Source organism: Pedobacter sp. GW460-11-11-14-TSB4, assembly GCF_059423705.1.
The window spans coordinates 339,601-362,753 of record NZ_JBWKYI010000002.1 but is presented as its reverse complement, the minus strand read 5'-3'; the positions used below and the strand labels follow the sequence as shown (position 1 = coordinate 362,753).

The 23,153-nt window shown below is 39.3% G+C and carries 20 protein-coding genes and 1 riboswitch; of the genes, 11 read left to right on the top strand and 9 right to left on the bottom strand.

Annotated elements, in window-relative coordinates; all coding sequences use genetic code 11:
* The first annotated feature begins 95 nt into the window (after positions 1–95).
* Together AC07YT_RS04555 and AC07YT_RS04550 are read left to right on the top strand one after the other, a co-directional pair.
* Positions 96–914 carry a hypothetical protein gene (locus tag AC07YT_RS04555; protein WP_145954289.1) on the top strand — a complete coding sequence of 273 codons (819 nt, stop codon included), beginning with the start codon at positions 96–98 and terminating at the stop codon, positions 912–914.
* A 145-nt stretch (positions 915–1,059) separates the two neighbouring features.
* The gene (locus AC07YT_RS04550; RefSeq protein WP_086548467.1) at positions 1,060–1,869 is read left to right on the top strand and encodes a hypothetical protein; all 810 of its coding nucleotides are present in this window, start codon (positions 1,060–1,062) and stop codon (positions 1,867–1,869) included.
* A 45-nt stretch (positions 1,870–1,914) separates the two neighbouring features.
* On the opposite strand, the gene AC07YT_RS04545 is transcribed toward AC07YT_RS04550, so the two are convergent.
* Positions 1,915–3,051 carry an NAD(P)/FAD-dependent oxidoreductase gene (locus AC07YT_RS04545; RefSeq protein ID WP_494945182.1) on the bottom strand — a complete coding sequence of 379 codons (1,137 nt, stop codon included), beginning with the start codon at positions 3,049–3,051 and terminating at the stop codon, positions 1,915–1,917.
* Positions 3,052–3,134: 83 nt separating this feature from the next.
* On the opposite strand from AC07YT_RS04545, the gene AC07YT_RS04540 reads away from it, so the two are divergent.
* A complete protein-coding gene (locus AC07YT_RS04540) occupies positions 3,135–3,830 on the top strand; it encodes a zinc metallopeptidase (RefSeq protein WP_057930995.1) in 696 nt (231 codons plus the stop codon).
* Positions 3,831–4,324: 494 nt separating this feature from the next.
* Here the strand turns inward: AC07YT_RS04540 and apaG are convergent, their stop codons facing one another.
* The gene (gene apaG, locus AC07YT_RS04535; RefSeq protein ID WP_029274928.1) at positions 4,325–4,711 is read right to left on the bottom strand and encodes a Co2+/Mg2+ efflux facilitator ApaG/CorD; all 387 of its coding nucleotides are present in this window, start codon (positions 4,709–4,711) and stop codon (positions 4,325–4,327) included.
* 36 nt (positions 4,712–4,747) lie between these two features.
* A complete protein-coding gene (gene dusB, locus AC07YT_RS04530; protein ID WP_086548465.1) occupies positions 4,748–5,755 on the bottom strand; it encodes a tRNA dihydrouridine synthase DusB in 1,008 nt (335 codons plus the stop codon).
* A 43-nt stretch (positions 5,756–5,798) separates the two neighbouring features.
* On the opposite strand from dusB, the gene AC07YT_RS04525 reads away from it, so the two are divergent.
* From AC07YT_RS04525 to AC07YT_RS04515, 3 genes are read left to right on the top strand one after another with little or no spacing between them, the layout of a single operon-like run.
* Positions 5,799–6,725, top strand: a complete 927-nt coding sequence (locus AC07YT_RS04525; protein ID WP_086548464.1) for a CPBP family intramembrane glutamic endopeptidase — start codon at positions 5,799–5,801, stop codon at positions 6,723–6,725.
* Positions 6,706–6,912: a putative signal transducing protein gene (locus AC07YT_RS04520; RefSeq protein WP_316845330.1), complete on the top strand. Its 207-nt coding sequence runs from the start codon at positions 6,706–6,708 to the stop codon at positions 6,910–6,912. The genes AC07YT_RS04525 and AC07YT_RS04520 overlap by 20 nt, the downstream gene beginning before the upstream one ends.
* A 43-nt stretch (positions 6,913–6,955) precedes the next feature.
* Positions 6,956–7,765, top strand: a complete 810-nt coding sequence (locus AC07YT_RS04515; RefSeq protein WP_086548462.1) for a phosphatidate cytidylyltransferase — start codon at positions 6,956–6,958, stop codon at positions 7,763–7,765.
* 78 nt (positions 7,766–7,843) lie between these two features.
* On the opposite strand, the gene AC07YT_RS04510 is transcribed toward AC07YT_RS04515, so the two are convergent.
* The 3 genes from AC07YT_RS04510 to metE all read right to left on the bottom strand — a co-directional run bounded on the left by AC07YT_RS04510 (position 7,844) and on the right by metE (position 11,416).
* Positions 7,844–8,509 carry a class I SAM-dependent methyltransferase gene (locus AC07YT_RS04510; RefSeq protein ID WP_086548461.1) on the bottom strand — a complete coding sequence of 222 codons (666 nt, stop codon included), beginning with the start codon at positions 8,507–8,509 and terminating at the stop codon, positions 7,844–7,846.
* Between the two features lie 61 nt (positions 8,510–8,570).
* Positions 8,571–8,957, bottom strand: a complete 387-nt coding sequence (locus AC07YT_RS04505) for an acyl-CoA thioesterase (protein WP_025141655.1) — start codon at positions 8,955–8,957, stop codon at positions 8,571–8,573.
* A gap of 125 nt (positions 8,958–9,082) precedes the next feature.
* Positions 9,083–11,416 carry a 5-methyltetrahydropteroyltriglutamate--homocysteine S-methyltransferase gene (gene metE, locus AC07YT_RS04500; protein WP_086548460.1) on the bottom strand — a complete coding sequence of 778 codons (2,334 nt, stop codon included), beginning with the start codon at positions 11,414–11,416 and terminating at the stop codon, positions 9,083–9,085.
* 195 nt (positions 11,417–11,611) lie between these two features.
* A riboswitch (cobalamin riboswitch) is annotated at positions 11,612–11,818 on the bottom strand.
* A 126-nt stretch (positions 11,819–11,944) separates the two neighbouring features.
* Between metE and AC07YT_RS04495 the strand changes: the two genes are divergently transcribed.
* Both AC07YT_RS04495 and AC07YT_RS04490 read left to right on the top strand, forming a co-directional pair.
* Positions 11,945–14,653: a M14 family metallopeptidase gene (locus tag AC07YT_RS04495; protein WP_086548459.1), complete on the top strand. Its 2,709-nt coding sequence runs from the start codon at positions 11,945–11,947 to the stop codon at positions 14,651–14,653.
* Positions 14,654–14,849: 196 nt separating this feature from the next.
* Entirely contained in the window at positions 14,850–15,566 is a 717-nt protein-coding gene (locus tag AC07YT_RS04490) for a DsbA family oxidoreductase (RefSeq protein ID WP_086548458.1), read from the top strand.
* Between the two features lie 298 nt (positions 15,567–15,864).
* Here AC07YT_RS04490 and AC07YT_RS04485 read toward each other — a convergent pair whose 3' ends face one another.
* The 3 genes from AC07YT_RS04485 to mfd form a co-directional block, all read right to left on the bottom strand.
* Complete coding sequence (locus AC07YT_RS04485; RefSeq protein ID WP_086548457.1) at positions 15,865–16,086, bottom strand: DUF3820 family protein; 222 nt, start codon at positions 16,084–16,086, stop codon at positions 15,865–15,867.
* Positions 16,087–17,223 (bottom strand): ATP-binding protein, encoded by a 1,137-nt coding sequence (locus tag AC07YT_RS04480; protein ID WP_086548456.1) that lies wholly within the window; start codon positions 17,221–17,223, stop codon positions 16,087–16,089.
* A 90-nt stretch (positions 17,224–17,313) separates the two neighbouring features.
* The gene (gene mfd, locus AC07YT_RS04475) at positions 17,314–20,652 is read right to left on the bottom strand and encodes a transcription-repair coupling factor (protein ID WP_086548455.1); all 3,339 of its coding nucleotides are present in this window, start codon (positions 20,650–20,652) and stop codon (positions 17,314–17,316) included.
* 230 nt (positions 20,653–20,882) lie between these two features.
* Here mfd and AC07YT_RS04470 point away from each other — a divergent pair, with 230 nt between their 5' ends.
* The 3 genes from AC07YT_RS04470 (at position 20,883) to AC07YT_RS04460 (ending at position 23,098) form a co-directional block, all read left to right on the top strand.
* Entirely contained in the window at positions 20,883–21,185 is a 303-nt protein-coding gene (locus AC07YT_RS04470) for a DUF2752 domain-containing protein (protein ID WP_057930985.1), read from the top strand.
* A 5-nt stretch (positions 21,186–21,190) separates the two neighbouring features.
* Positions 21,191–21,559, top strand: a complete 369-nt coding sequence (locus tag AC07YT_RS04465) for a TM2 domain-containing protein (protein WP_086548454.1) — start codon at positions 21,191–21,193, stop codon at positions 21,557–21,559.
* Between the two features lie 219 nt (positions 21,560–21,778).
* On the top strand, positions 21,779–23,098 hold the full coding sequence (locus AC07YT_RS04460; protein WP_086548453.1) for an NHL domain-containing protein: 1,320 nt from the start codon (positions 21,779–21,781) through the stop codon (positions 23,096–23,098).
* Positions 23,099–23,153 lie beyond the last annotated feature (55 nt).

Below are 23,153 nucleotides of genomic sequence, written 5' to 3'. Positions count from 1 at the left end.
GCGGTAAATGGAGTAAAAATACAATCCATGTTATTGTAATTTTTGAATTGGTTTAAATAAATTTCTATATTTAAGTACACACAAATAACTTGATAATGAAATATTTATTTATCCTACTATTGCTATGCGCCGTCGGCGCCAAAGCCCAGAATGGGTTAACATTCGACAAACGTTTACTGGAGTGTGAAAATAAGTGGATCGCTATGTCTCTTGATAGTGAAAGCACTTATGCCTACGGTTTTGTATATCTGGATTATTCGGCAGGGCTTACCTTTGATTGCTATGGATCATTCACGATTGATAGTGGTATATACAAGCCTAAAACAGTGGATAATCAGAGAAGTAGGATTCAGCCAACCGAAGTTAAAGTAGCTATTATTCCAGCTGAAAGATTAAAAGAATTGGCCGTTGAAGAATTTCCCACTAAGTATAAAAACTATGCTGGAAATAGCAACACGAATTACCGTTACATCAAATTTATTCAAATATATAACAGTTGGAAAGAGTACAATGTGGCTTCCAAATATGTATTGGCGTTATCAGAAACAGAACGTGGTGCTCCAAGTTATATAGAACAAGATCCAATTGATAAAAATAAAAAAATCCGTAAAACATTTGAAATAACCACGGCTAACTTTGGCAATTATGCAAAAAAAGCAGAAGCCTATAAGAAGGATATTTTTATGCTTACACAGGCAAATAAAATGGAAGAGGCCGAACAGACCTATTTGCACGCATTAATATATTGTAGTGATGAAGCATTTAAAGCAGATATGGCATACAATATCACGTACCAGTATTATAAAAATGCAAACAGAGAAAAATTCGATTTTTGGTGTAAAGAAATAAACAGATGGATTATACCTCAGGATATTTATAGAGATAAAATAAAAATGATGGCTGGTAAATTATAGCTTACCATTTATTCAGGAGAAGATGTAGCCACCTTCTCCTGTTTGCGAACCAATTGCAATACCCACCGCATTTTCCATCGGCTTCACAAGCTGTTTTGTATGTAAATAAATTTCTATATTTAAGTACACACAAATGACTTGAAAAATGAAATATTTATTCATCCTGCTATTGCTATGCGCCGTCGGCGCCAAAGCCCAGAATGGGCTAAAGTTCAACAAACTGCTAATCGATTGCGAAAACAAATGGATCGCCATATCACTCGATGACGGTGCCCCCTACACATTTGGTTATGTTTACCTGGATAATTCTGCAGGACTTAGCTTTAAACAGAAAGGGACTTTTACGATCGAAAATGATGTTTATCTGCCAATACATACGGCTGAAGTAAAGAGTAGAATTGAACCAACTGAAATGAAAGTTTCGCTTATTCCTGCTAAAAGACTGGCTGAGCTTAAAGTAGAGGAATCGCCAGGCGAGCTGGAATATATAGGTAAAAATAATAGTAGAGACCGTTATGGTAAACTGGCACAAACCTACAAAAAATGGAAGAGGTATAAATTAGCAGATAAGTTCGAGAATTTAGCAAGTGGTACCTATACTCATTTTTATTTTGATGGGGGAGATTTTGTTACTGAAACGGTCTCAAGTCCCCAAAAAACGCGTAAAATAAAAGCCTTTAACGGCAATTATACTGATAGCTATAAACAGGAAATTTTTTGGCTCACACAGGCCAAAAAAATGAGGGAGGCGCAGCTTACCTACATCGATGCGATAAGGAATTGCGATGATGAAACGGCTAAAGCCGATATGGCTTATAATATAGCTTACCAGTATTACATCATAGCAGATGTGAAAAAGTTTAATATTTGGAGCAACGAGGTAAAAAGGTGGATCGTTAAGGATAATAACTATTTAGGTAAAATAGAAAAAATGCAGGCCATGCTTAAAAAGTAATTATTCAGCTGGTTAATGGCAGATATTGCAGATTTTAATGATAGCTTACCATGTATTCAGGAGAAGCCTGGCCACATCTTCTCCTGTTTGCGAACCAATGGCTATGCCCATTCCATTGCAGCGCGTAGCACAAAAGATATTGGGCTTAACCTCTTTTATGAATGGTTCCAGAATTTTTCCAAAGGCCATAATACCACTCCATCGATAATCGATTTCATAATTAACTTTAGGGAGGATTACATTTTTCAATAAATCTTCCAGTGCCAGCTGAACCGGTTCAGTTTGACCAAACTCGGTTGTTTCTTCGGCTTTAAAATCAATATTTCGGCCACCACCTAATAAAATCCTTTTATTTATGTTTCTGAAATAGTAATAACCGCTATCGTAATGGAAGGTACCTGCTATTTTTAACGCTTTAATGGGTTTGGTAATTAATACCTGGCCACGACCCGGACTAATATCAATATCGGGCAATAAATCTTTAATAAATGCATTTGTGGTGACCACCAGTTGCTTGCAAAAAAAGGATCCATTTTTGGTTATTAGTCGCGAACCGGATATTTCGGAATGAACTTCTTCTACCGTACAGTTATTAAAAAGGCTAACACCAATTTTTTGTGCGTATTGAATTAAGGCAAACATCATTTTACCACTATCAATCTGTGCTTCGTATTGGTTTTCGATTAAAGTGCTGACGCCTTCAAAACCAAAGTCACTAATCTTCTTATTGGCAAGGCCAAAAGCATCTTCACCAATAACATCGTTAATGAGACGGTTAAAATGTTCAATTTTGGATACACATGTGTCGGCCAAAAGAATGTCACCCTTTTTAAATAATTCATAGCCGCCTAAACATTGGTAATCAATGGTTTTGTCTCCCAACAAACTCCGCAGTTTAAGCAGGCCTTTCCAGCGTTTTTCTATAAGTAATGCAAGGCCATCCAAGCCAGCACTTTCTTCTTGCTCAATCAGTTCAGAAATGCTACCGAAGCATGCAAAACCCGCATTTTTGGTGCTGGCCCCACTTGGTAAAAAGCCCCTTTCCAGTATGGCTATTTTTAAAGTCGGCGCTGTTTTTTTAAGCTGGATAGCCGCATTTAAACCTACAATTCCACTGCCGATAATGATGATATCGTAAATAAAAAACGACTCCTTTTCCCAATATGAAAACGCTGTTGGCATAGTATAAATGTAGCATTTTTTAACACTCAAATAATATGGGAACGCTTTTTGATATATGCTAAGCGAAAAACATACAGAAGAAAATGGGAGTTTATTTAATATTAATCATCCCGGTATTATTGCTGAGCATGTTTGTACAATGGCGATTTAGAAATAAATTTTCTAAATATGCAGAAATGCAACTTAGCTCTGGTTTATCGGGCAAAGAGGTAGCAGAAAGAATGTTACATGATAATGGGATATACGACGTGAAGGTGATGAGTACCGAAGGACAATTAACAGATCATTACAATCCATCAGATAAAACCGTTAATTTAAGTACAGATGTATATTATAGCCGAAGCGTTGCTGCCGCGGCTGTAGCGGCCCACGAATGTGGACATGCCGTACAACAGGCGAAATCGTATAACTGGTTACAGTTAAGAAGCAGTATGGTTCCGGTGGTAAGTATATCATCTAATCTTTTACAATGGGTATTATTAATTGGTGTATTGCTGATCGGTTTTACCGGAAATCCAATTGTTTTGGCTATTGGTGTAGTCGGTTTGGCATTGGTAACCATCTTTAGTATCATTACCCTGCCAGTCGAATTTGATGCCAGTAACCGTGCATTGGCCTGGCTAAAAAACAATAACGGTGTAATGCAAACACAAGAAGAAAATGCGCAGGCCAAAGATGCACTTTGGTGGGCAGCCATGACTTATGTGGTAGCAGCTGTAGGTGCATTAGCCAATTTATTGTATTACGCATCGATGCTTTTTGGAAGAAGCAGAGATTAGAGATATTTAATTATGAAAAGCACAGAGCGGCCGGGTTAATCCTGGCCGTTTTTGGTTTTTATCGGTTTGGAAAATAGAATCTTTACTTTCTCTTTTTTGGAAAGCAGGTTTGGAAGCTTTTCGGTTTGATGCAGTCCCGCTATCCGCTTTACTTCGTGTTCGCTCCTATCGGGTTTAGGTGGCACTGATAGTTATACTATTTGAGGTAGCCGGGTGCAGAAATAGGATTTTACCTGCATGATGAGTTAAGCTTTAATAATTGCAGTGTCACTGCTTTTAAACCTGATTGACGTGAAAAGCCCACAGCGCAGCGAGGACTTGAAACAAAAAGCAGGACTGACACTAAAATAGAATGCTGCAATTGTTTTTCTAAAGAATAGATAAAAGAGATTGGTTGCTGTTTACAGCATTGTTGAGGCACCTGTAGAGCTAATTTGCTTCAGAGATTTCTCCATTTCGCTTCACTTCAGTCGAAATGACGATTTTTCTAAGAATTAATTCAGTTTATAAGGCGCGATTAACTGAAACTCTGGGATATCAACTTCGAATTCAGATCCGTCAATGTCGCGTTTCATTAAATAGGCACCTTTCATGCTGCCCATATCGGTTTTCAGATTACAGCCAGAAACATATACATGCGTTTCGCCAGGCTGGATAATGGGTTGTAAACCAACAACACCCTCACCTTCTACCTCTCTTCGGCTACTGTTCGAGTCGAAAATAAACCACTGTCGGCGCATCAATTGCACAGCATAATCAGAAAGATTAGAAATTTCTACGCGATAAGCGAACATATAATGTTCGTTGGCCGGATTTGAATATTCTGGCTGGTAAACTGTTTCAACTGAAACTTTAACCCCGTCTGTGATAGCTGTAACCATGATGATTTACGAATGTATAAAAAAACCTTTCAAAAATCAAGCCAGTACTTTAGTGGCATCGTAGTCGGCAAATTTTTCTGCCACTTCTTCTAAAATACTGTAAATGTTGTTGATATCTGGCTCGGCCACCAAACGCATACGGTAAGGTTTAAAATCTGGCAGGCCTTTAAAATAGTTGGCATAATGGCGGCGCATTTCGAAAATTCCTGTTTTAGGACCCTTCCATTCCAGCGATTTATCTAAGTGTGTACGGCAAACTTCAATACGTTCTTCAATAGTTGGTCCGGCAAGGTGCTCGCCTGTTTTAAAAAAGTGTTTTACCTCGCGGAAAATCCATGGATAACCAATTGCAGCACGACCAATCATAATGCCATCTATCTCATATTCCATGCGCCAGTTAGCTGCTTTTTCAGGACTGTCTACATCCCCATTACCAAAAATGGGGATTTTGATGCGTGGATTGCGTTTAATCTCGCGGATAAGCGACCAGTCGGCCTCGCCTTTATATAACTGTGCTCTTGTTCTGCCATGAATGGTAAGGGCCTGGATGCCCACATCCTGAAGGCGCTCGGCCACTTCGTAAACGTTTTTGGTGTTATCGTCCCAACCCAGGCGGGTTTTAACTGTAACAGGTAAATGTGAAGCTTTAACTACCGCTTCGGTCATTTTTACCATTTTATCAATATCCTGTAACAGGCTGGAACCTGCGCCTTTACATACTACATTTTTAACCGGACAGCCATAATTGATGTCTACGAGATCGGGTCCTGCAGCAGAGGCAATTTCTGATGCTTCTCTCATGTGATCGATATCGCCACCAAAAATCTGGATACCAATTGGTCTTTCGTACTCGAAAATATCAAGCTTTTGTATGCTTTTTGCAGCATCACGGATCAAACCCTCCGAAGAAATAAATTCGGTATACATCATATCAGCTCCGTTTTTTTTGCATACATAACGGAATGGCGGATCGCTTACATCCTCCATTGGAGCCAGCAATAACGGGAACTCACCTAAATCTATATTTCCTATCTTAACAGACATTTTCTATCTTCAACGATTAATAAAACATACAAAGGTACAAATAATGAATTTTGTAACACCTAACAAGGAGGAAATCAATCCTTTCTTACAATTACTTTTACTTTTATTTTACGCAGTTATAGGCGGGCTTGTATTTGGGATCCTGGCTATTGCCATCGTTTTAATGATGTATGGCTTAGGAATAGTAAGTAATCTGGACATGCTTTTAGCTGGTGATCCTAAGTATATTGGTGGTTTTAAAGTGATACAAATATTAAGTTCCATCGGAACATTTATTTTACCTCCAATCGCCCTGGCTTTAACAGAGCGGAAAAAAGTAACCGAATTTTATCTTTTCAGGCAACCAAAATTCTTATTGGTTGTGCTGGTTCTCGCTATTATGATCCTGAGTATGCCATTTATGGAGTGGACGGTGATCTGGAACCAGAAAATGGTTTTGCCTGATTTTTTGCATCAGATAGAACAGTGGATGAAGGAAAAGGAGGCTATTGCAATGAAAATGACCATTCAATTGATCACCGTACGCAGTAATTTCGACTTTATTGTAAACCTCATCATGATTGCCGTTATACCTGCAGTTGGTGAAGAACTGATGTTTCGTGGAGGCGTGCAGCGATCGTTAAACAGGGCTTTTGAGAATCCCCATGTGGCTATCTGGTTATCAGCCATTATTTTTAGTGCCATCCATGTGCAGTTTTATGGTTTTGTACCCCGTATGTTATTGGGCGCAGGATTTGGTTACCTGTATTATTTTAGCGGAAGCATCTGGTATGCCATGCTGGCGCACTTTATAAATAATGCTTATGCGGTTTGTGCGGCTTTTTATATGCAGAAACACCATATGCCACTGGATAAAGCGGATGAACCAATCGGTTTTCCATGGTATGGCTATTTAATTAGTGCAATAATTACCATAGCTTTGTTTAAATTTTTTAAAGATAGCGCAACACGTGAGCGAAAATTGGGTTAAAGTATATACCACCAGCGATGCCTTTGCGGCCGAGGTATTAAAACAGGGATTAACAGAAGCCGGGATTCCGGCAGTAACGATGAATAAACAGCTCTCGGCCTATAATATTGGCGAAATAAATGTTTTGGTGAACAAGGTAGATTTCGATAAAGCCATAGAATACATCGTTGAAAACGAAATTGAGTAGTAATAATGACCTTAAACCTTACACCCTTTACCTCTTACCTTAAATGAAAACCAGGGCAATAACCGCTTTCTTTTTTACCATTGTAATGCTTGGCTCCATTTTACTGGGGAGTTATACTTTTACTATTTTTTATCTTGTTTTAAGTGTTTTGGCTTTGTTTGAGTTTTATAAGCTGATTAAAAACGCTGGAATCAGGCCACACCGCAATATTGGTTTGGCGGCTAGCTCATTAATATTTTTAATGGCTGCAGGTTTACACTACCTCAAATACGATGTTAAATACCTTTTGCTTTGTATCCCGCTAATTTTCTCGGTTTTTATTACGGAGTTATATAAAAAGAACAAAATTCCATTCGCCAATATCTCCTACACTTTTGTGGGCTTTGTTTATGTAACCATTCCTTTCTGTTTTTTTCATGCGCTGGGTTTTTTAAAAAACTGGAGCGAATACAATTTTCATCTTCCCCTGGCATTTTTACTGATGCTTTGGGCAAATGATACAGGCGCATATCTTTTCGGCGTAAAATATGGTAAACGCAAATTGTTCGAGCGCCACTCGCCAAAGAAAAGCTGGGAAGGTTTTTTCGGAGGCATGTTTACCAGTGTTTTGGTTGCTTTTGGTTTATCATTTCTGTTTACCGAAAGTCCTGCCTGGGTTTGGATTGGTATGGCTGTATTGATTGCCTGCTTTGGTACACTGGGCGATTTAGTAGAATCGATGCTTAAAAGGAGCCTGGATACGAAAGATAGTGGTGGTTTATTACCCGGCCACGGTGGTTTGTTAGATCGTTTTGATGGCTTGTTACTGGCAGCTCCAGTAGTTTATGCTTATCTGTACCTGATTTTGTATTAAAATTGAACTTATTATCGCCCTCATTTGCAACGGGGATGAATGAGATCCTCATTACAAAGCAGGACAATGATGTTTTTTTTATGCAGTAGCCGTTACAATGTAATATTCCCTTTCCAGCTGTTCGCCGGTTTTACTTTGTACCTGCTCTAATTTTTTAAGGGTATTTTTAATGGTAAGACCTGCTTTTTCTAATAATTCTTTTACGGTTTCTACTTCGTAAAGTGTAAAGCCATAAGGGGTAAAAGGGAGGTTTTGCATGAAAGTTTTATCAGCAAAACCTATAGAAAAAGTGCCCTTAGGTTTTAATATTCGCTTAATTTCGTTAAGGTATTCGCTGGGATTTGTCCAGAAGTATATTGTATTAACCGTAAAAATTTTATCAAACCGATAATCATCAAAAGGCAATGTAATGCCATCTGTTAGCTGAAAGTGAACCTTTCCTTTTGTTATGAAATCCTGATTGATCTTCCTGGCTTCAGCAATAATGGTTGGTGAAATATCGGCACCAAAATAATGGAGGTTTTCGGCTTTTGATAATAATTGAGCGATGTGTCCGCCGTTGCCATGACCGATTTCTAAAACAGTTTCATTGTTTTGAAGATCAAGTGAATCAATTGCAGCGGTCGTCATGCCGATATTATTGGCATGCATCATTTCACCTGTTTTAATGCCGTGTTCGCCTTCGGGACAAGCCAATTGCCTGGCAATATTTTTTAAGTCTTCCTCAGAAAGTTGCTGTTCCATAATCAAATTTAAAGATTCCGGCGGTATGATTTTTACATCTTTTTGGCCAAAGCTTATAAGATTATTTAATTACCTGAACCGGTTTTTTATTTTCATCAATGGCCACAAAAGTAAAATCGCCATGTACGGCCAACTCTCTTCCTTCAGCATACATCTGCTCGATATAAATTTCTACATTAACCTTTAAACTGGTATTTCCCACATGGTTTACCTTACCGATAAGCTCTACAATAGTGCCTGCCGGGATTGGTTTTTTAAAATCTATCCGGTCGCTGCTTACAGTAACCATAATCTGACGGCTAAATCGGGTTGCGGTAATAAAAGCAACCTCATCCATTAAGTGCATGGCGGTGCCTCCGAAAAGGGTATCGTAATGATTGGTTGTATTAGGGAAAACGGCTTTAAAAATGCTGGTTTTAGAATTTTCTATTCTTTCTTCTAGGGTCATGGGTTAAATATAGGTGCTGTAAAAAGCTTTGACAACTTTCTTTATTAGAAAGTTGTCAAAGTAAAGCTTCGCTATGGATAACAGGAATAGAAAAATCCGTGTTTCCGTAGCAAAAATAAGCAGGGTTAATTCGCCTGAAGAGCTGCAGCCAAAACCTCTTCGGCTTTACGCATCTCTTTCGCGGCCTCGACCATTTCTATTAAAGCCTTTTTGGTTTCGTCCCAACCACGGGTTTTTAAACCACAATCAGGGTTTACCCAGAGTTGTTCGGGAGGAATAACAGCCTTTGCTTTTTTGAGTAACTGAACCATTTCTTCCCGCTTCGGAACCCTTGGAGAGTGGATATCGTATACACCCGGGCCAATTTCATTTGGATATTTAAAATCGGCAAAAGCGTCTAACAATTCCATCTGCGACCGTGAAGTTTCAATGGTGATCACATCTGCATCCATATCGGCAATGTTTTGGATGATATCGTTAAACTCGGAGTAACACATGTGCGTGTGGATCTGTGTATCGTCTTTCACGCCACTGGCCGAAATTTTAAAGGCTTTAACTGCCCAATTCAAATAGTTTTGCCAATCGGCTTTGCGTAATGGTAAACCCTCCCTGATGGCGGGCTCGTCAATCTGAATGATCTTTATCCCTGCATTTTCCAGGTCGCAAACCTCATCACGGATGGCCAGGGCAATTTGCGTGCAGGTTTCGGATCTTGGTTGATCGTTACGGACGAACGACCATTGTAAAATCGTTACCGGACCTGTTAACATCCCTTTCATGTATTTCGAGGTAAGCGACTGTGCATAGGCCGTCCACTTTACGGTCATGGGTTTAGGGCGCGAAACATCACCAAAAATGATCGGTGGTTTTACACAGCGTGAGCCATAACTCTGTACCCAGCCATTTTTAGAGAAAGCAAACCCATCCAGTTGCTCGCCGAAATACTCCACCATGTCGTTACGTTCAAATTCGCCATGAACCAACACGTCCAGATCGATTTCTTCCTGCCAGTTTACGGCTTTTGCTGTTTCTTTGGCGATCAGATCATCATATTCTTCCACGGTAAAAGTTCCGTTTTTAAGTTTGGCCCTCCAGCTTCTTACTTCTGCTGTTTGCGGAAACGATCCGATGGTGGTAGTGGCATAAATAGGGAGATTAAGTTCCTGTTGCTTAATTTTTCTGCTTGAAAATGGACTTAAACGCTCTGCATCCTGCGCCTTTAAACCTAATACACGTTCTTTTACTTCGGGGTTATGGATGATTTTAGAAACTTTGCGGTTAGCAATGGCAATTTTGTTTTCCTCCAGTTTTTGCAGGGTAGATGCAGGGCTTTCGTTGGTAATTAGCTTTTTTAAGGTCGCTAGCTCCGAAATTTTTTGTTTCGAATAAGCCAGCCATTGTTTAATTTCTGCTGAAAGATTTTGCTCATTGGTTTCATTGTCTAAATCAACCGGTGAGTGGATTAGTGAACAAGATGGAGCGATCCAAACTTTATCTAATCCTCTTTTTTCTACCACTTGATTAATGATTGAAACGGATTTTTCGAAATCGTTTTTCCAGATATTTCTTCCGTCTACCAAACCTAACGAAAGGATGGTCTCTTCTTTTAATGAAGCCAAAACAGCCGATAATTGATCTTCAGCACGTACCAGATCGATATGTAAAACATTTACCGGTAATGAAGTCGTTAGGGCTAAATTATTGCCCAAACCTTCGAAATAAGTAGCCAAAACAATTTTTAGCCTTGGGAAAGTCTTTCTGATCTCTTTATAAACATATTCGTAAGCTTTTTTGTCTTTATCGGTAAGATCTAGGGTCAAAAAGGGCTCATCAAACTGAACATATTCTACATCCAAAGCATCTAACCGGGATAAAATCTCAATATAAACCGGAAGGAGATTTTTGATCAGGTCGATTTTTTCAAAGCCAGCTTCTTTTTCTTTTCCTAATAAAAGGTAAGAAACCGGACCGATTAAAACAGGCTTGGTCGTAATACCCAATTGTTTCGCCTCATAAAACTCATCGATCACTTTAGTAGAGAAAAGTTTAAAAGGCTGGTCTTTATAAAATTCAGGAACAATGTAATGATAATTGGTGTCGAACCACTTGGTCATTTCCATGGCTACTACATCCAATCCCTCCTTTTGATAACCCCTGGCCATGGCAAAATAAAGATCAAGCTCAGAATTTCCTTTTTTCAGGATTACTTCGTTGTACCTTTTTGGGATGGCCCCAAAAGTTAAAGAATGATCGAGCACATGATCATAAAAAGAAAAGTCGTTCGAAGGAATAACATCAATTCCAGCTTCTTTTTGAAGGTTCCAGTTTTCGTGGCGAATGTTTTTTCCCACCTGAAGCACATTTTTGTACCCAGTTTTATCTGCCCAGTAATTTTCGCAGATTTTCTTTAATTCCCTTTGGCTACCTATTCGCGGATAGCCCAGATTTTGCGTTAGCATCTCTTTTAAAGATTAAGTAAATAAATCGTTTAAAAGCCCTCAAGCAATATTTTGTAATACTTTATGTTAAAAATTAAAAGGAAAGGTTATGGCACAGCCCGCCTACTCATCAGCCAAAAGCTTAAAGCAAGCCTATAAAATTTTAATTTTATGGTGTACAATCAGACCTGACCAATTACTTTATAACGCGAAAGCACCGTCAATTCAATATAGGCAGGTCTCCTGGCTTATTCCCGATCTTATCGCCTTCCCATACCGGTAAACGGCACAGTGGCATGAATGATAAGACCGTTGTCTTTTAAATAAAGACAGAATTTACAGTTGCGCGACAGCTCGTGATTTGCACACGATTCCCTATTAATCCCGGGTGTAATTCCGGGAACCTGTATCGGTTGATGAAAAATAAAGTTAAGAACTTACATCAGGGCAAATGTATGGATTAGGATTTAAAACTTGTAACAAATTTACAGCAAGCCGTTTTTGGAGCTTATTCTCTATTATATTTGATTACCTAACTAAACCCTTATTATGATAAAAATCTACTTTAAAAGGCTTTGTATTGCTTTTTTAATGGTAAATAGCTGTGCGGTGCTGGCACAGGAAGTACCAACGCCAAAGGCGCATTTTGGTTTTGATATCGGCGACGATTACCAACTGGCCAATTATACCCAAACTGAAGCTTACTTTAAGAAACTCGCGGCAAGTTCTGACCGCATTAAACTGGTTGATATCGGTAAAACCGAAGAAGGCAGAAGCCAGTATATGCTGATTGTTTCTTCACCGGAAAACCTGAAGAAATTAGACCGTTATAAGGAAATTTCGCAACAACTGGCGCATGCTGAAATTACACCTGAGCAGGCAAAAGCATTAGCCCAGGAAGGCAAAGCGGTAGTGTGGATAGATGGTGGCTTGCATGCAAACGAGGTAGTGGGTGCACATCAGCTAATCGAAACCGCTTATGAGTTTGCCTCCAGAAAGGATCCTGAAACCCTTCGTATTTTGGATAATGTAATCATCTTGTTTACCCATGCCAATCCTGATGGGCAAGAACTGGTGAGCAATTGGTATATGCGAGAGAAAGATCCCAAGAAAAGAACAACCTCAGGCTTGCCTGTTTTGTATGAAAAATATGCAGGGCACGACAACAACCGCGATTTCTTTATGCTCAACCTTAAAGAAACGCAGAATATTGGACGCCAGCTTTTTGTTGAATGGATCCCGCAGATTATGTATAACCACCATCAGGCTGGTCCGGCGGGAACCGTTGTGGCAGGTCCACCCTACCGCGACCCGTTCAATTATGTTTTCGACCCAACCCTGTTAACCAGTTTAGATGCTGTTGGTGCGGCCATGCACAATAGGATGAACGTAGAAAACAAACCTGGTTATACCCAGCGAGGGGGATCTGTTTATTCTACCTGGTACAATGGTGGACTAAGAACCACCACCTATTTTCATAACATGATTGGGCTGTTAACTGAAATTATCGGGAACCCTACACCTGCTGAAATTCCACTAGTTCCTTCGAGATTATTGCCGAACGGCGATTCACCAAACCCAATTACCCCAAGGAAATGGTACTTTAAAAACTCGATCGATTATTCGGTATCGTTAAATTATGCCGTTTTAAATTATGCACAACGTTACCGCGATGAATTGCTGTTTAATATTTACCAGATGGGCAGAAATTCTATTGAGCGGGGTAAGAAAGATACCTGGTCTTTTTCTCCAAAAAAAATAGAGGCCATTAATAATGCTGCTAAAGGCGAAAAAGGTGCTTCGGTTGCTGGGGGCGATACCGATTTTGGTGCAAGACGGCAAATTAGCATGAAAGCTTTTGATACCGTAATGAAAGCACCGGTAAACAGAGATCCACGGGGATATATTTTATCAGCCGATCAGCCAGACTTCAATTCTGCTGTTAAGTTTTTAAATGCTTTGATCAGGACAGGTATTGTAGTTCAAAAAGCGACGGCTCCGTTTACTGTTGCCGGCAAAAATTATCCTGCCGGAAGTTATGTGGTTAAAACCGATCAGGCGTTTCGTCCACATGTTTTGGATATGTTCGAGCCTCAGGATCATCCGAACGATTTTAAATACGAGGGAGGTGCACCAATTCCACCATATGATGCTGCAGGATGGACCCTGGCTTATTTAATGGATGTGAAGTTCGATCGGATTCTCAACGATTTTTCAGGGCCGTTTGAGAGAAATCCTTATGGTGCTTTATTGAAATTTGAGCATAAATTGCCAAATGGATCGGGTTATGTATTGAGTGCGGCGCAAAACGATTCTTATACTGCAGTAAACGACTTATTGAAAAACAAAGTTGAGGTGTATCGTTCGACGGAGAATGGCGATTTTTATGTTTCATCGGCAGGGAAATCCATATTGGAAAAAGCGAATATCAAATTAAAAAGCGCAGCTGTACCAAAAGATAAAATTAAAATTTCTGCTGGAAGAATTGCCCTTTGGGACACCTATGGAGGTTCTATGGCTTCGGGTTGGGTGCGCTTTTTAATGGAGCAATACCATTATAACGCAACAGTAATTTATCCACAGGATATTGATGCGGGCAATTTAAAATCTAAATACGATGTAATTGTTTTTGTGGGCGGAGCAATACCTGCTGTTCAGGGCGGAGGGTTTGGAAACAGATCTTTCGGACCAAAAGCAGAAGAAATCCCTCAGGAGTTTAGAAATCGTTTGGGTAGGATTACGGCAGATAAATCGATCCCTGAATTAAAGAAATTTTTAGAAGCCGGTGGGAATATTGTAACCATTGGTAGTAGTACCAATTTAGCCTATCATTTAAACCTCCCTGTTCGAAATGCAATGGTCGAAATTGTAAATGGAGAGGAAAAGCGGTTACCTGCTGAAAAATATTATGTTCCGGGAAGTGTTTTAAACGTTGGTGTTGATAATACTTTACCAACCAATTGGGGCATGGAAAAAGAAGCAGATGTATACTTCGACAATAGTCCTGTTTTTAAACTCACTGGCGATGCTATGGTAGCCGGAAAGATTAAACCTTTAATGTGGTTCGAAAATGCGACACCATTACGCAGCGGCTGGGCCTGGGGCCAGGCTTACCTGCAGGACGGGGTAACCGCTTTTGAAGCTAAGGTTGGTAAAGGCAAATTGCTTGCTTTCGGGCCAGAAATTGCTTTCAGGGCACAAACGCATGGCACTTTTAAACTGATATTTAACCAGTTGTACAAATCATCCGATCTATAATTACTCGAATTTGTCAGGTTGAGCTTCCCGAAGAATCGGGACAAGTAGTCGAAACGCGAAAAAACGCATTTATGGCGGTTCTTCGACAGGCTCAGGATGTCAATTCTATAATAATATCAAAGCCACTATCCTGAACGATAGTGGCTTTTTACTTTGTCCTTACTATGGGCAAGTATAATCACCTTAATTTTGTGTTATGAAAGTAGAAATCTGGTCGGACGTAATGTGTCCGTTTTGCTATATCGGGAAAAGACATTTTGAACAGGCGATAGAAAAATTGCCGTTCAAAAATGAAATTGAAGTGGATTGGAAAAGTTATCAGCTCAACCCTGAATACCATAATACCAATAATGAAACGGTATACGATTACCTTTCGCGAAGCAAAGGAATGCCTGTTGAACAAGCCAAACAAATGACCAAACAAGTGGTTGATATGGCTGCAAATGCCGGTTTAACCATCGATTTTGATACCAATATCCCTGCAAATACCTTTAATGCACACCGTTTGATCCATTTGGCCGCAAAACATAAGCTTCAGGATTTAGCCGAAGAGAAACTGTTTGAAGCTCATTTTGTAAACAGCAAAAATATCGGCGAAACCGATGTTTTGGTTGATCTTGCAGTAGAAATTGGCTTGGATCGCACAGAGGCAGAAGAAGTTTTAAAGGGAGATCAATTTGCCGAGGCTGTTCGCTATGATATTTATGAAAGTCAGAATTTAGGGATCCGCGGTGTACCTTATTTTGTAATGGACCGCAAGTACGGCGTTTCGGGTGCCCAACCTGTTCAGGCTTTTACCGATGCACTTACCCAAAGTTTTACGGAGTGGAAAGAAGCTCAACCCAAAACAACACTGACTTCATTAAACAAAAATGATGATGCGGTTTGTGATGAGAATGGTTGTGCGATATAGATTTGTTTCCCGCAGATTACGCTGATCGCCGCAAATTTTTTGCGAAAGCCATTTTGATCTGCGGTTTTTACAGATTAGTCGTCATCTCGACTGCAGCGTAGCGCAATGGAGAGATCTATTCAAAACGGTCGTCTTTCCCGCGCAGGCGGGAATCTTAATGCAACCTGCGACCCTACTAAGGCATTACGATTCCCAATCAAGTTGGGAATGACGATTCCTCTATATCTGCCACTATCACTTTTTGGTTTGGGAAGACAATAGCCCGGAATAAATGTTCGCATTAACCTATCATTCTTAACTATCGATTTTGATTCTTCAATGGTGTTAACAGATACTCTAATCCATTCACCCGTATTTCGAACATGGTAGCCATTAAATCGCCCAATTTTCCTTTCGGGAAGCCTTTGTCTTTATACCAAAGCAAATAACTTTCAGGGATATTGCAGATCAGATAACCTTTATATTTTCCATAAGGCATTTGCATCTTCACTAAATCGAGCAATAAGGCGGGGTCTAACATTTATAATATAAAGTCTAAATAATTCTCTTTGTTAATTACAGAAAATGTGGCTTCTGGGTAATTTTTGGCAAAAAAGCCTGGTATTTTTTTCTTTTGGTTCCCCCATTTAAAATCGGCAGCTAAAATTTCTCCGTTTTTTACTTCTATTAGGTCAATTTCCTGCTGGTCATAGGTTCTCCAAAAGTAGTAAGTGGCATTGTGTTGTTCGTATTCCATTTTTTTTATACGCTCACTAAAACAATAATTTTCCCATAAAAGCCCTTGGTCGTTCCGGAGTGCAATTAACCTGAAATCATTAACTATTGCATTGCGGATGCCATTATCATGGAAGTACCATTTTGAAGATTTTGTAATTTCTTTACGTAAGTTATTGCTATATCCACCAACTTTATAGATGATGAAAACCTTTGAAAGTAAATCGAGATAACGGTCAACAGTATTTTTACTGATGCCCAGGTTGCGCGAAATCTCATCTATAGAAACTTCTGAGCCCACTTGGTAGGCGATAAGTTTTAATAATTCTAATAATTTAGCGCTATTCTGAATATTCTCATACATCAGAATATCCTTTAACAAGTATGATTTAACCAGCTCTGTTAAATATTGTGCTTTTTCTGTTATTGAATTTAAATGGAATAACTCTGGGTACGAACCAAAAATTAAACGTTCTTCCAGGTTTTGCGCGGTTTGTAAAGCATTTTCCTGCTTATTCAATTCAACCTGTGCTATTGGATAAAGATAATAGGTTAAACTTCTTCCCGTTAGCGGCTCGCCTGTTTGGTTAGAAAGATCAAAAGTAGACGATCCGCTTGCAATAATCGTAAGGTCTTTAAAGGTATCGATAAGCAATTTCAATACTTTACCGATTTCTGGTATAACCTGAGCTTCATCAATAATGAGTAATTTGGCATCTCCCAGAACTCTTTTATAGTTAGCCGCAGTAAGGGTAGATAGTAATACCTGTACATCCTGATCTTCTCCATTTAAAGAAAGATGGTTGATGTTGGCATCTTTAATAATGCTTTCCACTAGCCAGGTTTTGCCTACTCTCCTTGTCCCGAAAATTAATATGACCTTATTTTTCCCAATTTTATTGAGGATAATAGGCTTCAAAGATCTAATAATTTGACTTTCCATTAAGCCAAATGTAGTAAAAAACGTTAATTCAGTCAATAGACTGACTCAATTAACGTTAATTCAGTCAACCGACTGACTCAATTAATGTTTTTAATCAATCAATTCTAAAGTTTCAATCGCTTCCTCAACGGTACTTATATTATCGAAGGCTATTCTTAAAGTGTTTTTTACCTCTTTTAAATTACACATCCTAGGGTGATTTTGAGCAAAGGTTAAAATCCTGGTGAAAGTATTCGAGTCGAAATAAGCCGATTGTTTATCACTTAAGAAATAACCGCGCAAACTATTTTTCTTGAAACTGATTTTCTCGAAGCCCAATTTTTTACCCAGCCACTGCAGGCGTACCACGCTCAGCATGGTTTTCACCTGTGAAGGAACCGGTCCGAAACGATCGGCCAGATGTTTTTCAAAAATGGCCAGTTCGGCCTCGTTATCGAGTTTAGAAAGTTCGGTATATAAATTGTAACGCTCGGTAATATTGGTGATGTAAGCATCAGGAATATATAGTTCCAAGTCGGTATCTACTTGTGTAAAACCTACAAACGGACGCGCAGGCTCATTTTCGAAGAGGCCTTTAAATTCAGCTTCTTTTAATTCCTGGATGGCTTCGTCCAAAATTTTGTGGTACATCTCAAAACCGATTTCGGCAATGAAACCGCTCTGTTCGGCGCCCAATAAATTTCCACTTCCACGGATATCCAAATCGCGCATGGCTACGTTAAAACCACTTCCCAGATCAGAAAACTCTTCAATAGCGCTTAAGCGCTTTCGGGCTTCAGAAGTTAAAGTAGATAATGGTGGCGAAAGCAAATAACAGAAGGCTTTCTTGTTGCTCCGGCCTACCCTGCCACGCATTTGGTGCAGATCGCTCAAACCAAACATATGTGCATGGTTAATGATAATGGTATTGGCATTTGGGATATCTAAACCAGCTTCGATAATCGTGGTAGCCACTAAAACATCTTTTTCTCCATTAATAAAATCGAGCATTACATCTTCCAGTTGATCGCCATCTAGCTGACCGTGGGCTATACCTATCCTTGCTTTTGGGACCAGTTTCTGGATTAACCCTCCCAACTGCATCAGGTCGTTTACGCGGTTGTGGATAAAGAAAACCTGCCCGCCACGATCCAATTCGAATTGAACGGCTTCCTGGATCAGCTTATCGTTAAAAACATGTAATTCCGTACTCACCGGTTGGCGGTTAGGTGGTGGTGTACTGATGATGGATAAATCCCTTGCACCCATTAAAGAAAAATGTAGCGTTCTCGGAATCGGCGTAGCCGTAAGTGTTAAAGTATCGACATTTACACGTACCGCTTTTAATCTTTCTTTTGCGGTAACACCAAATTTTTGCTCTTCATCAATAATCATGATGCCGAGATCTTTAAACTTCACGTCCTTGCTCAGCAAACGGTGTGTGCCGATTAAAATGTCAACCTTACCGGCGGCGGCTTCAGCGAGTGTGTCTTTAATCTGCTTACTGGTTTTAAAACGGTTAATGTAATCAACCGTAACCGGAAAATCTTTTAAGCGCGAAGAGAAGGTTTTAAAATGCTGTAAAGCCAGAATAGTGGTAGGCACCAGAATAGCGGCCTGTTTACCTTCTGCCACCGCTTTAAATGCTGCACGCACGGCGATCTCTGTTTTTCCAAAGCCTACATCACCACACACTAAACGATCCATTGGGTGTGGCGATTCCATATCTTTTTTTACATCCTGGGTAGCCTTTAACTGATCGGGGGTGTCTTCGTAAATAAAAGAAGCCTCCAGTTCGGTCTGTAAATAGCTATCTGGTGAAAATGCCGTTCCGGCCTGGGTTTTGCGCAAAGCGTATAACTTGATCAGGTCCCGAGCGATATCTTTAACTTTTTTTTTAGTGGTTTTTTTTAGCTTGTCCCAGGCATCGGTCCCCAGTTTATTCATCTTGGGCACACCACTTTCTTTGCCACTGTATTTGGCGATGCGGTTTAAGGAGTTGATGTTTACATAAAGCAGGTCGTTATCTGCATAAATTAAACGGATCATTTCCTGGGTTTTGCCATTTACCTCTACTTTTTCCAATCCGGCGTATTTGCCAATCCCGTGATCGATGTGGGTAACATAATCTCCGGATTTTAGTTCGCGAAGATCTTTCAGGGTAATGGCCTGACTTTTCTGATAACCCTTTTTAAGTTTATATTTATAATAACGGTCGAAAATCTGGTGATCGGTATAAAATGCCGTTTGGATCTGCGGATCTACAAAACCCTCGCGCAGCATACTATTGATTGGCGTAAACTTGGCGGTTTTATCGATATCCTCTAAAATGGCATATAAACGCTCAATCTGTTTTGGCGAATCAGTAAAAATAAAATTAACAATGCCTTCTTTTTCGTTTTCCTTAAGGTTATGGATCAGGAGATTGAAATCTTTATTAAACGATGGCTGCGGCTTGGTTTCAAACTCAAAACGGTCGTCGGTTTTATAAAAAAACTGCTTGCCGAATTCGATAATCGGAAAATCCTGAAGATGATCACCCAATAATTTTTCGTCAGTAAAGGCGAATTTAGGATCAATCCATTCGGGATTTTGGTTTTTATCTGCCGCTGGAAGGGCTTTCCACAGCTCAACCGCTTTTTTAAAACCCGCTTTAATAATATCGAGCGTAAACTCTACATCCTTAAACCAAAGCTGTGTATCCTGATCAATGTAATCGAGAATGCTGATGTTGCTTTCGGTTAAAAACTTGGCCTGTACGTTGGGTACAATGGTTAACGATTTAACATCTTCAACCGACAACTGGCTTTCTATTTCAAAACTTCTGATACTTTCTACCTCATCGCCAAAAAACTCAATACGGTAGGGTAAATCAGAAGAAAAAGAAAATATATCTACAATACCACCACGGATAGAAAACTGCCCTGGTTCATAAACAAAGTCTCTTCTGTCGAAATCGTAATCAATCAAAAATTCATTGATAAAATCGATGCCCAATTTAGCACCTAAACTAATTTCTAACGTGTTTTTTTCTAAAGCAGACCGGTCAATTACCTTTTCGGCAATGGCTTCGGGGTAAGAAACTACAATTTTTCCGTATTCCGAATCGTGGTTCAGCTCATTCAATACCTCTGCCCGGGCCAGCACATTTGCGGTATCTACCTGGGTAAAATCGAAAGATTTGCGGTAAGAGGAGGGGAACAATAAAACCTGCTTATCCAATACGCTTTCAAGGTCGGATTGAAAATAAGCGGCCTCTTCCCTGTCGGGCAAAACGAACAGGATGGGCTTATGTAACAGGAAATAAGAAGAAAGTGCAACGATAGCGTCAGCCGAACCCACCAATCCCTTTAATTGTATTTTTGGGTTTTTGCTGCTGTTCAACGCTTTGGTAAATTGAGTTACCCTATCGTCGGTTTTGTATCGGTTTATTAAATCGCGGATGTTCAAGGCACAAAAATAAGCTTATCTTTTAATATTAACCCGCAATTTGTGTAAAGGTTTTTTTAACTATTTTTGGCCGGGTTGCAGGTGAAAATCAAAAAAGGAAAAGAAATAAGATCTTATTCTTAGATTCCATTACTCGTTTTGTCGAAATATATCCCCCTTTCGTCGATTAGGGGCAAATTGATGTAACAAAGGGTGCACTATAGCCTCTAAACTATATAAAAAGTGAAACAATGAAGTACATCAAAAGCTTTCCACTAGAACTTTTTTTCTGGGTAGCGGCTTTAGTATTACTGGCAACAGCGAATAGCCACGAGCATCACTTTACACTTTGTCCTTTGGCCAATTTAGGTTTTAAAGACTGGTGTCCGGGATGTGGTATAGGCAGGTCAATCAGCCATATTTTACATGGCGAGTTTACCGAAAGCTTTTCCGAACATTGGTTTGGGTTTCCGGCACTTTTGATTATCGTTTATAGAATTTACACATTGATAAAAAATAAAAATAAGTTTAAAATTTCAACCACAAATACATAGAAACCATGGATATATATCAATCACCGCTAATGTCGTTACCAGGCATAACGCCAGAAGAATTTTCATACTTACAGCAGGCCACCACTGGATTAACCGAGCAGCAGTTGCGTAACTTCCTAATGGTTTACAGCAGCAAAAGGAAAAATCCATCAGATATGCTTATATTCTGTTTAATCGGTTTATTTGCTGTTCCAGGATTGCAAAGGTTTATCATCGGGCAGATTGGGATGGGTATTTTATACCTGGTAACCGCAGGTTTATGTTTTATCGGATCGATTATCGATGTGGTAAACCACAAAACCCTGGCTTTTGAACACAACCAGAAAATGGTTTTCGAAAGCTTACAGATGGTAAGAATGGGCGGTTTTCAGTAAGCCTATCATTTTTTTACGGTTAATATTTTTTGGAAAGCCAAGACAGCATAATTTTTAATGTTCGTCCCACCATACACGACAAGTCCGTCCCGATTTTAGATCGGGACGGACTTGTTAATCCTAACAACTTTTTTGAGCAAATATCCAAATACTATATATCATTAAGCTTTTTTGTTTTCTCTTTAAATATTTTAATATTTACATGATAAAGAACGCTCTATGTTAAAAAAAAATAGTCTATTGATTTTGCTAACGCTCGCATTTGTATCATGTAAGAAGCAAATTCCCAATACAATTGATCCAGATGATAAAACAAAGCCCATCATTAAAATTGATACAAATATTTTATCTGGCTATTGGATAGGGGTTAAAAATCCTAATACATCAAAAGCTATATATTTTGATGCAAATCATTCAGGTTTGGCGCTTTGGAATGGGACTGCGGGAGATGCATTAATTAATTGGCGTTTTTCCAATGACTCGACTTTACAATCGCTCGGTGGTTTGTTTCCGCTTAAGAAATTAACTCGTGATTCTCTTGTCTTTGAAGTGGATAAAAAAATATCCAGGTATTTTCGAGTGGCTACGCCTAGTACTCCATACTTAATCTCAACAATTATTCCAAGTATGGAGTATTCCCCTAATTCTTTAACATCAGATTCAGAGGGGAATATTTATATAACACAAACATTTGGGATTTTGAAAGTTTTAAAAAACACTTCTAATAGTTCTAGGTGGGTTGACGATATTTTAAATCCTTTGGGTTTAGCAATAGACCCTTCCGGAGATCTTTTATACTGTGCCGGAAGCTATTTAAAAAAAGTCGATAAATTATCAAAAGCCGTTACAACTTTAATGAGCCCTGGGAAGCCAGTTATAGACAATGTTCCATATAAAGAGTCATCTCTGGGCAATCCAAAGGAAATAGCTGTTGATCATGAAGGAAATATTTATGTAGTAGACGAAGCAAGGGTGAGGATGATCGAAAAAAAGACAGGGATGATTAAAACAATAATTGGGGCTAAGGATTACACAGGACAAAAATTTAATCCCTCACCTATTTCGGCTTTAGATATCTGGCTTGCCCCAACAAAACTATCCGTGGATAAGGATGCTAATCTCTACATATGCGATGGAATTAATAACTGCATATGGAAATACAACTTGGATGGAAAAATCAGAGTAATAGCTGGGGATGGAAAACAAGGTTATTCTGGAGATGGGGATATAGGTACAAATGCGCAATTAAATTATCCCAGTGGAGTCGCTGTTGATGATTTAGGGAACGTGTTTATTTCTGACATTGGAAATGCTGTCATCAGAAAGCTATCATCAAGCGATAATAAAATTAGTACTATTGCTGGGTATGGAAAGCAGACTGGCCATGGTCCAGACTATTATAATGCCAGAATTTCTGGTTTGGGAGGACTTGGTTCTCTAGCTGCAAAAGCTAATGGTGATATTATTTTCATACAAAATGGTGGGTTGTTATTTGGTGCCGGACCAAAAAAAATTAGAAAACTTACGCTAAATAATTAAAGGAGAATTCATAATACAACAAATGGCTCTTGAATTATATAGAAAACAAAGTCTA

Excerpts from the sequence above, each read along its gene's own strand:
- AC07YT_RS04555 (WP_145954289.1), top strand. The coding sequence starts at position 96 with ATGAAATATTTATTTATCCTACTATTGCTATGCGCCGTCGGCGCCAAA.
- AC07YT_RS04550 (WP_086548467.1), top strand. The coding sequence starts at position 1,060 with ATGAAATATTTATTCATCCTGCTATTGCTATGCGCCGTCGGCGCCAAA.
- AC07YT_RS04545 (WP_494945182.1), bottom strand. The coding sequence starts at position 3,051 with ATGCCAACAGCGTTTTCATATTGGGAAAAGGAGTCGTTTTTTATTTAC.
- AC07YT_RS04540 (WP_057930995.1), top strand. The coding sequence starts at position 3,135 with ATGGGAGTTTATTTAATATTAATCATCCCGGTATTATTGCTGAGCATG.
- apaG (WP_029274928.1), bottom strand. The coding sequence starts at position 4,711 with ATGGTTACAGCTATCACAGACGGGGTTAAAGTTTCAGTTGAAACAGTT.
- dusB (WP_086548465.1), bottom strand. The coding sequence starts at position 5,755 with ATGTCTGTTAAGATAGGAAATATAGATTTAGGTGAGTTCCCGTTATTG.
- AC07YT_RS04525 (WP_086548464.1), top strand. The coding sequence starts at position 5,799 with ATGAATTTTGTAACACCTAACAAGGAGGAAATCAATCCTTTCTTACAA.
- AC07YT_RS04515 (WP_086548462.1), top strand. The coding sequence starts at position 6,956 with ATGAAAACCAGGGCAATAACCGCTTTCTTTTTTACCATTGTAATGCTT.
- AC07YT_RS04510 (WP_086548461.1), bottom strand. The coding sequence starts at position 8,509 with ATGGAACAGCAACTTTCTGAGGAAGACTTAAAAAATATTGCCAGGCAA.
- AC07YT_RS04505 (WP_025141655.1), bottom strand. The coding sequence starts at position 8,957 with ATGACCCTAGAAGAAAGAATAGAAAATTCTAAAACCAGCATTTTTAAA.
- metE (WP_086548460.1), bottom strand. The coding sequence starts at position 11,416 with ATGCTAACGCAAAATCTGGGCTATCCGCGAATAGGTAGCCAAAGGGAA.
- AC07YT_RS04495 (WP_086548459.1), top strand. The coding sequence starts at position 11,945 with ATGATAAAAATCTACTTTAAAAGGCTTTGTATTGCTTTTTTAATGGTA.
- AC07YT_RS04490 (WP_086548458.1), top strand. The coding sequence starts at position 14,850 with ATGAAAGTAGAAATCTGGTCGGACGTAATGTGTCCGTTTTGCTATATC.
- AC07YT_RS04485 (WP_086548457.1), bottom strand. The coding sequence starts at position 16,086 with ATGTTAGACCCCGCCTTATTGCTCGATTTAGTGAAGATGCAAATGCCT.
- AC07YT_RS04480 (WP_086548456.1), bottom strand. The coding sequence starts at position 17,223 with ATGGAAAGTCAAATTATTAGATCTTTGAAGCCTATTATCCTCAATAAA.
- AC07YT_RS04470 (WP_057930985.1), top strand. The coding sequence starts at position 20,883 with ATGAAGTACATCAAAAGCTTTCCACTAGAACTTTTTTTCTGGGTAGCG.
- AC07YT_RS04465 (WP_086548454.1), top strand. The coding sequence starts at position 21,191 with ATGGATATATATCAATCACCGCTAATGTCGTTACCAGGCATAACGCCA.
- AC07YT_RS04460 (WP_086548453.1), top strand. The coding sequence starts at position 21,779 with ATGTTAAAAAAAAATAGTCTATTGATTTTGCTAACGCTCGCATTTGTA.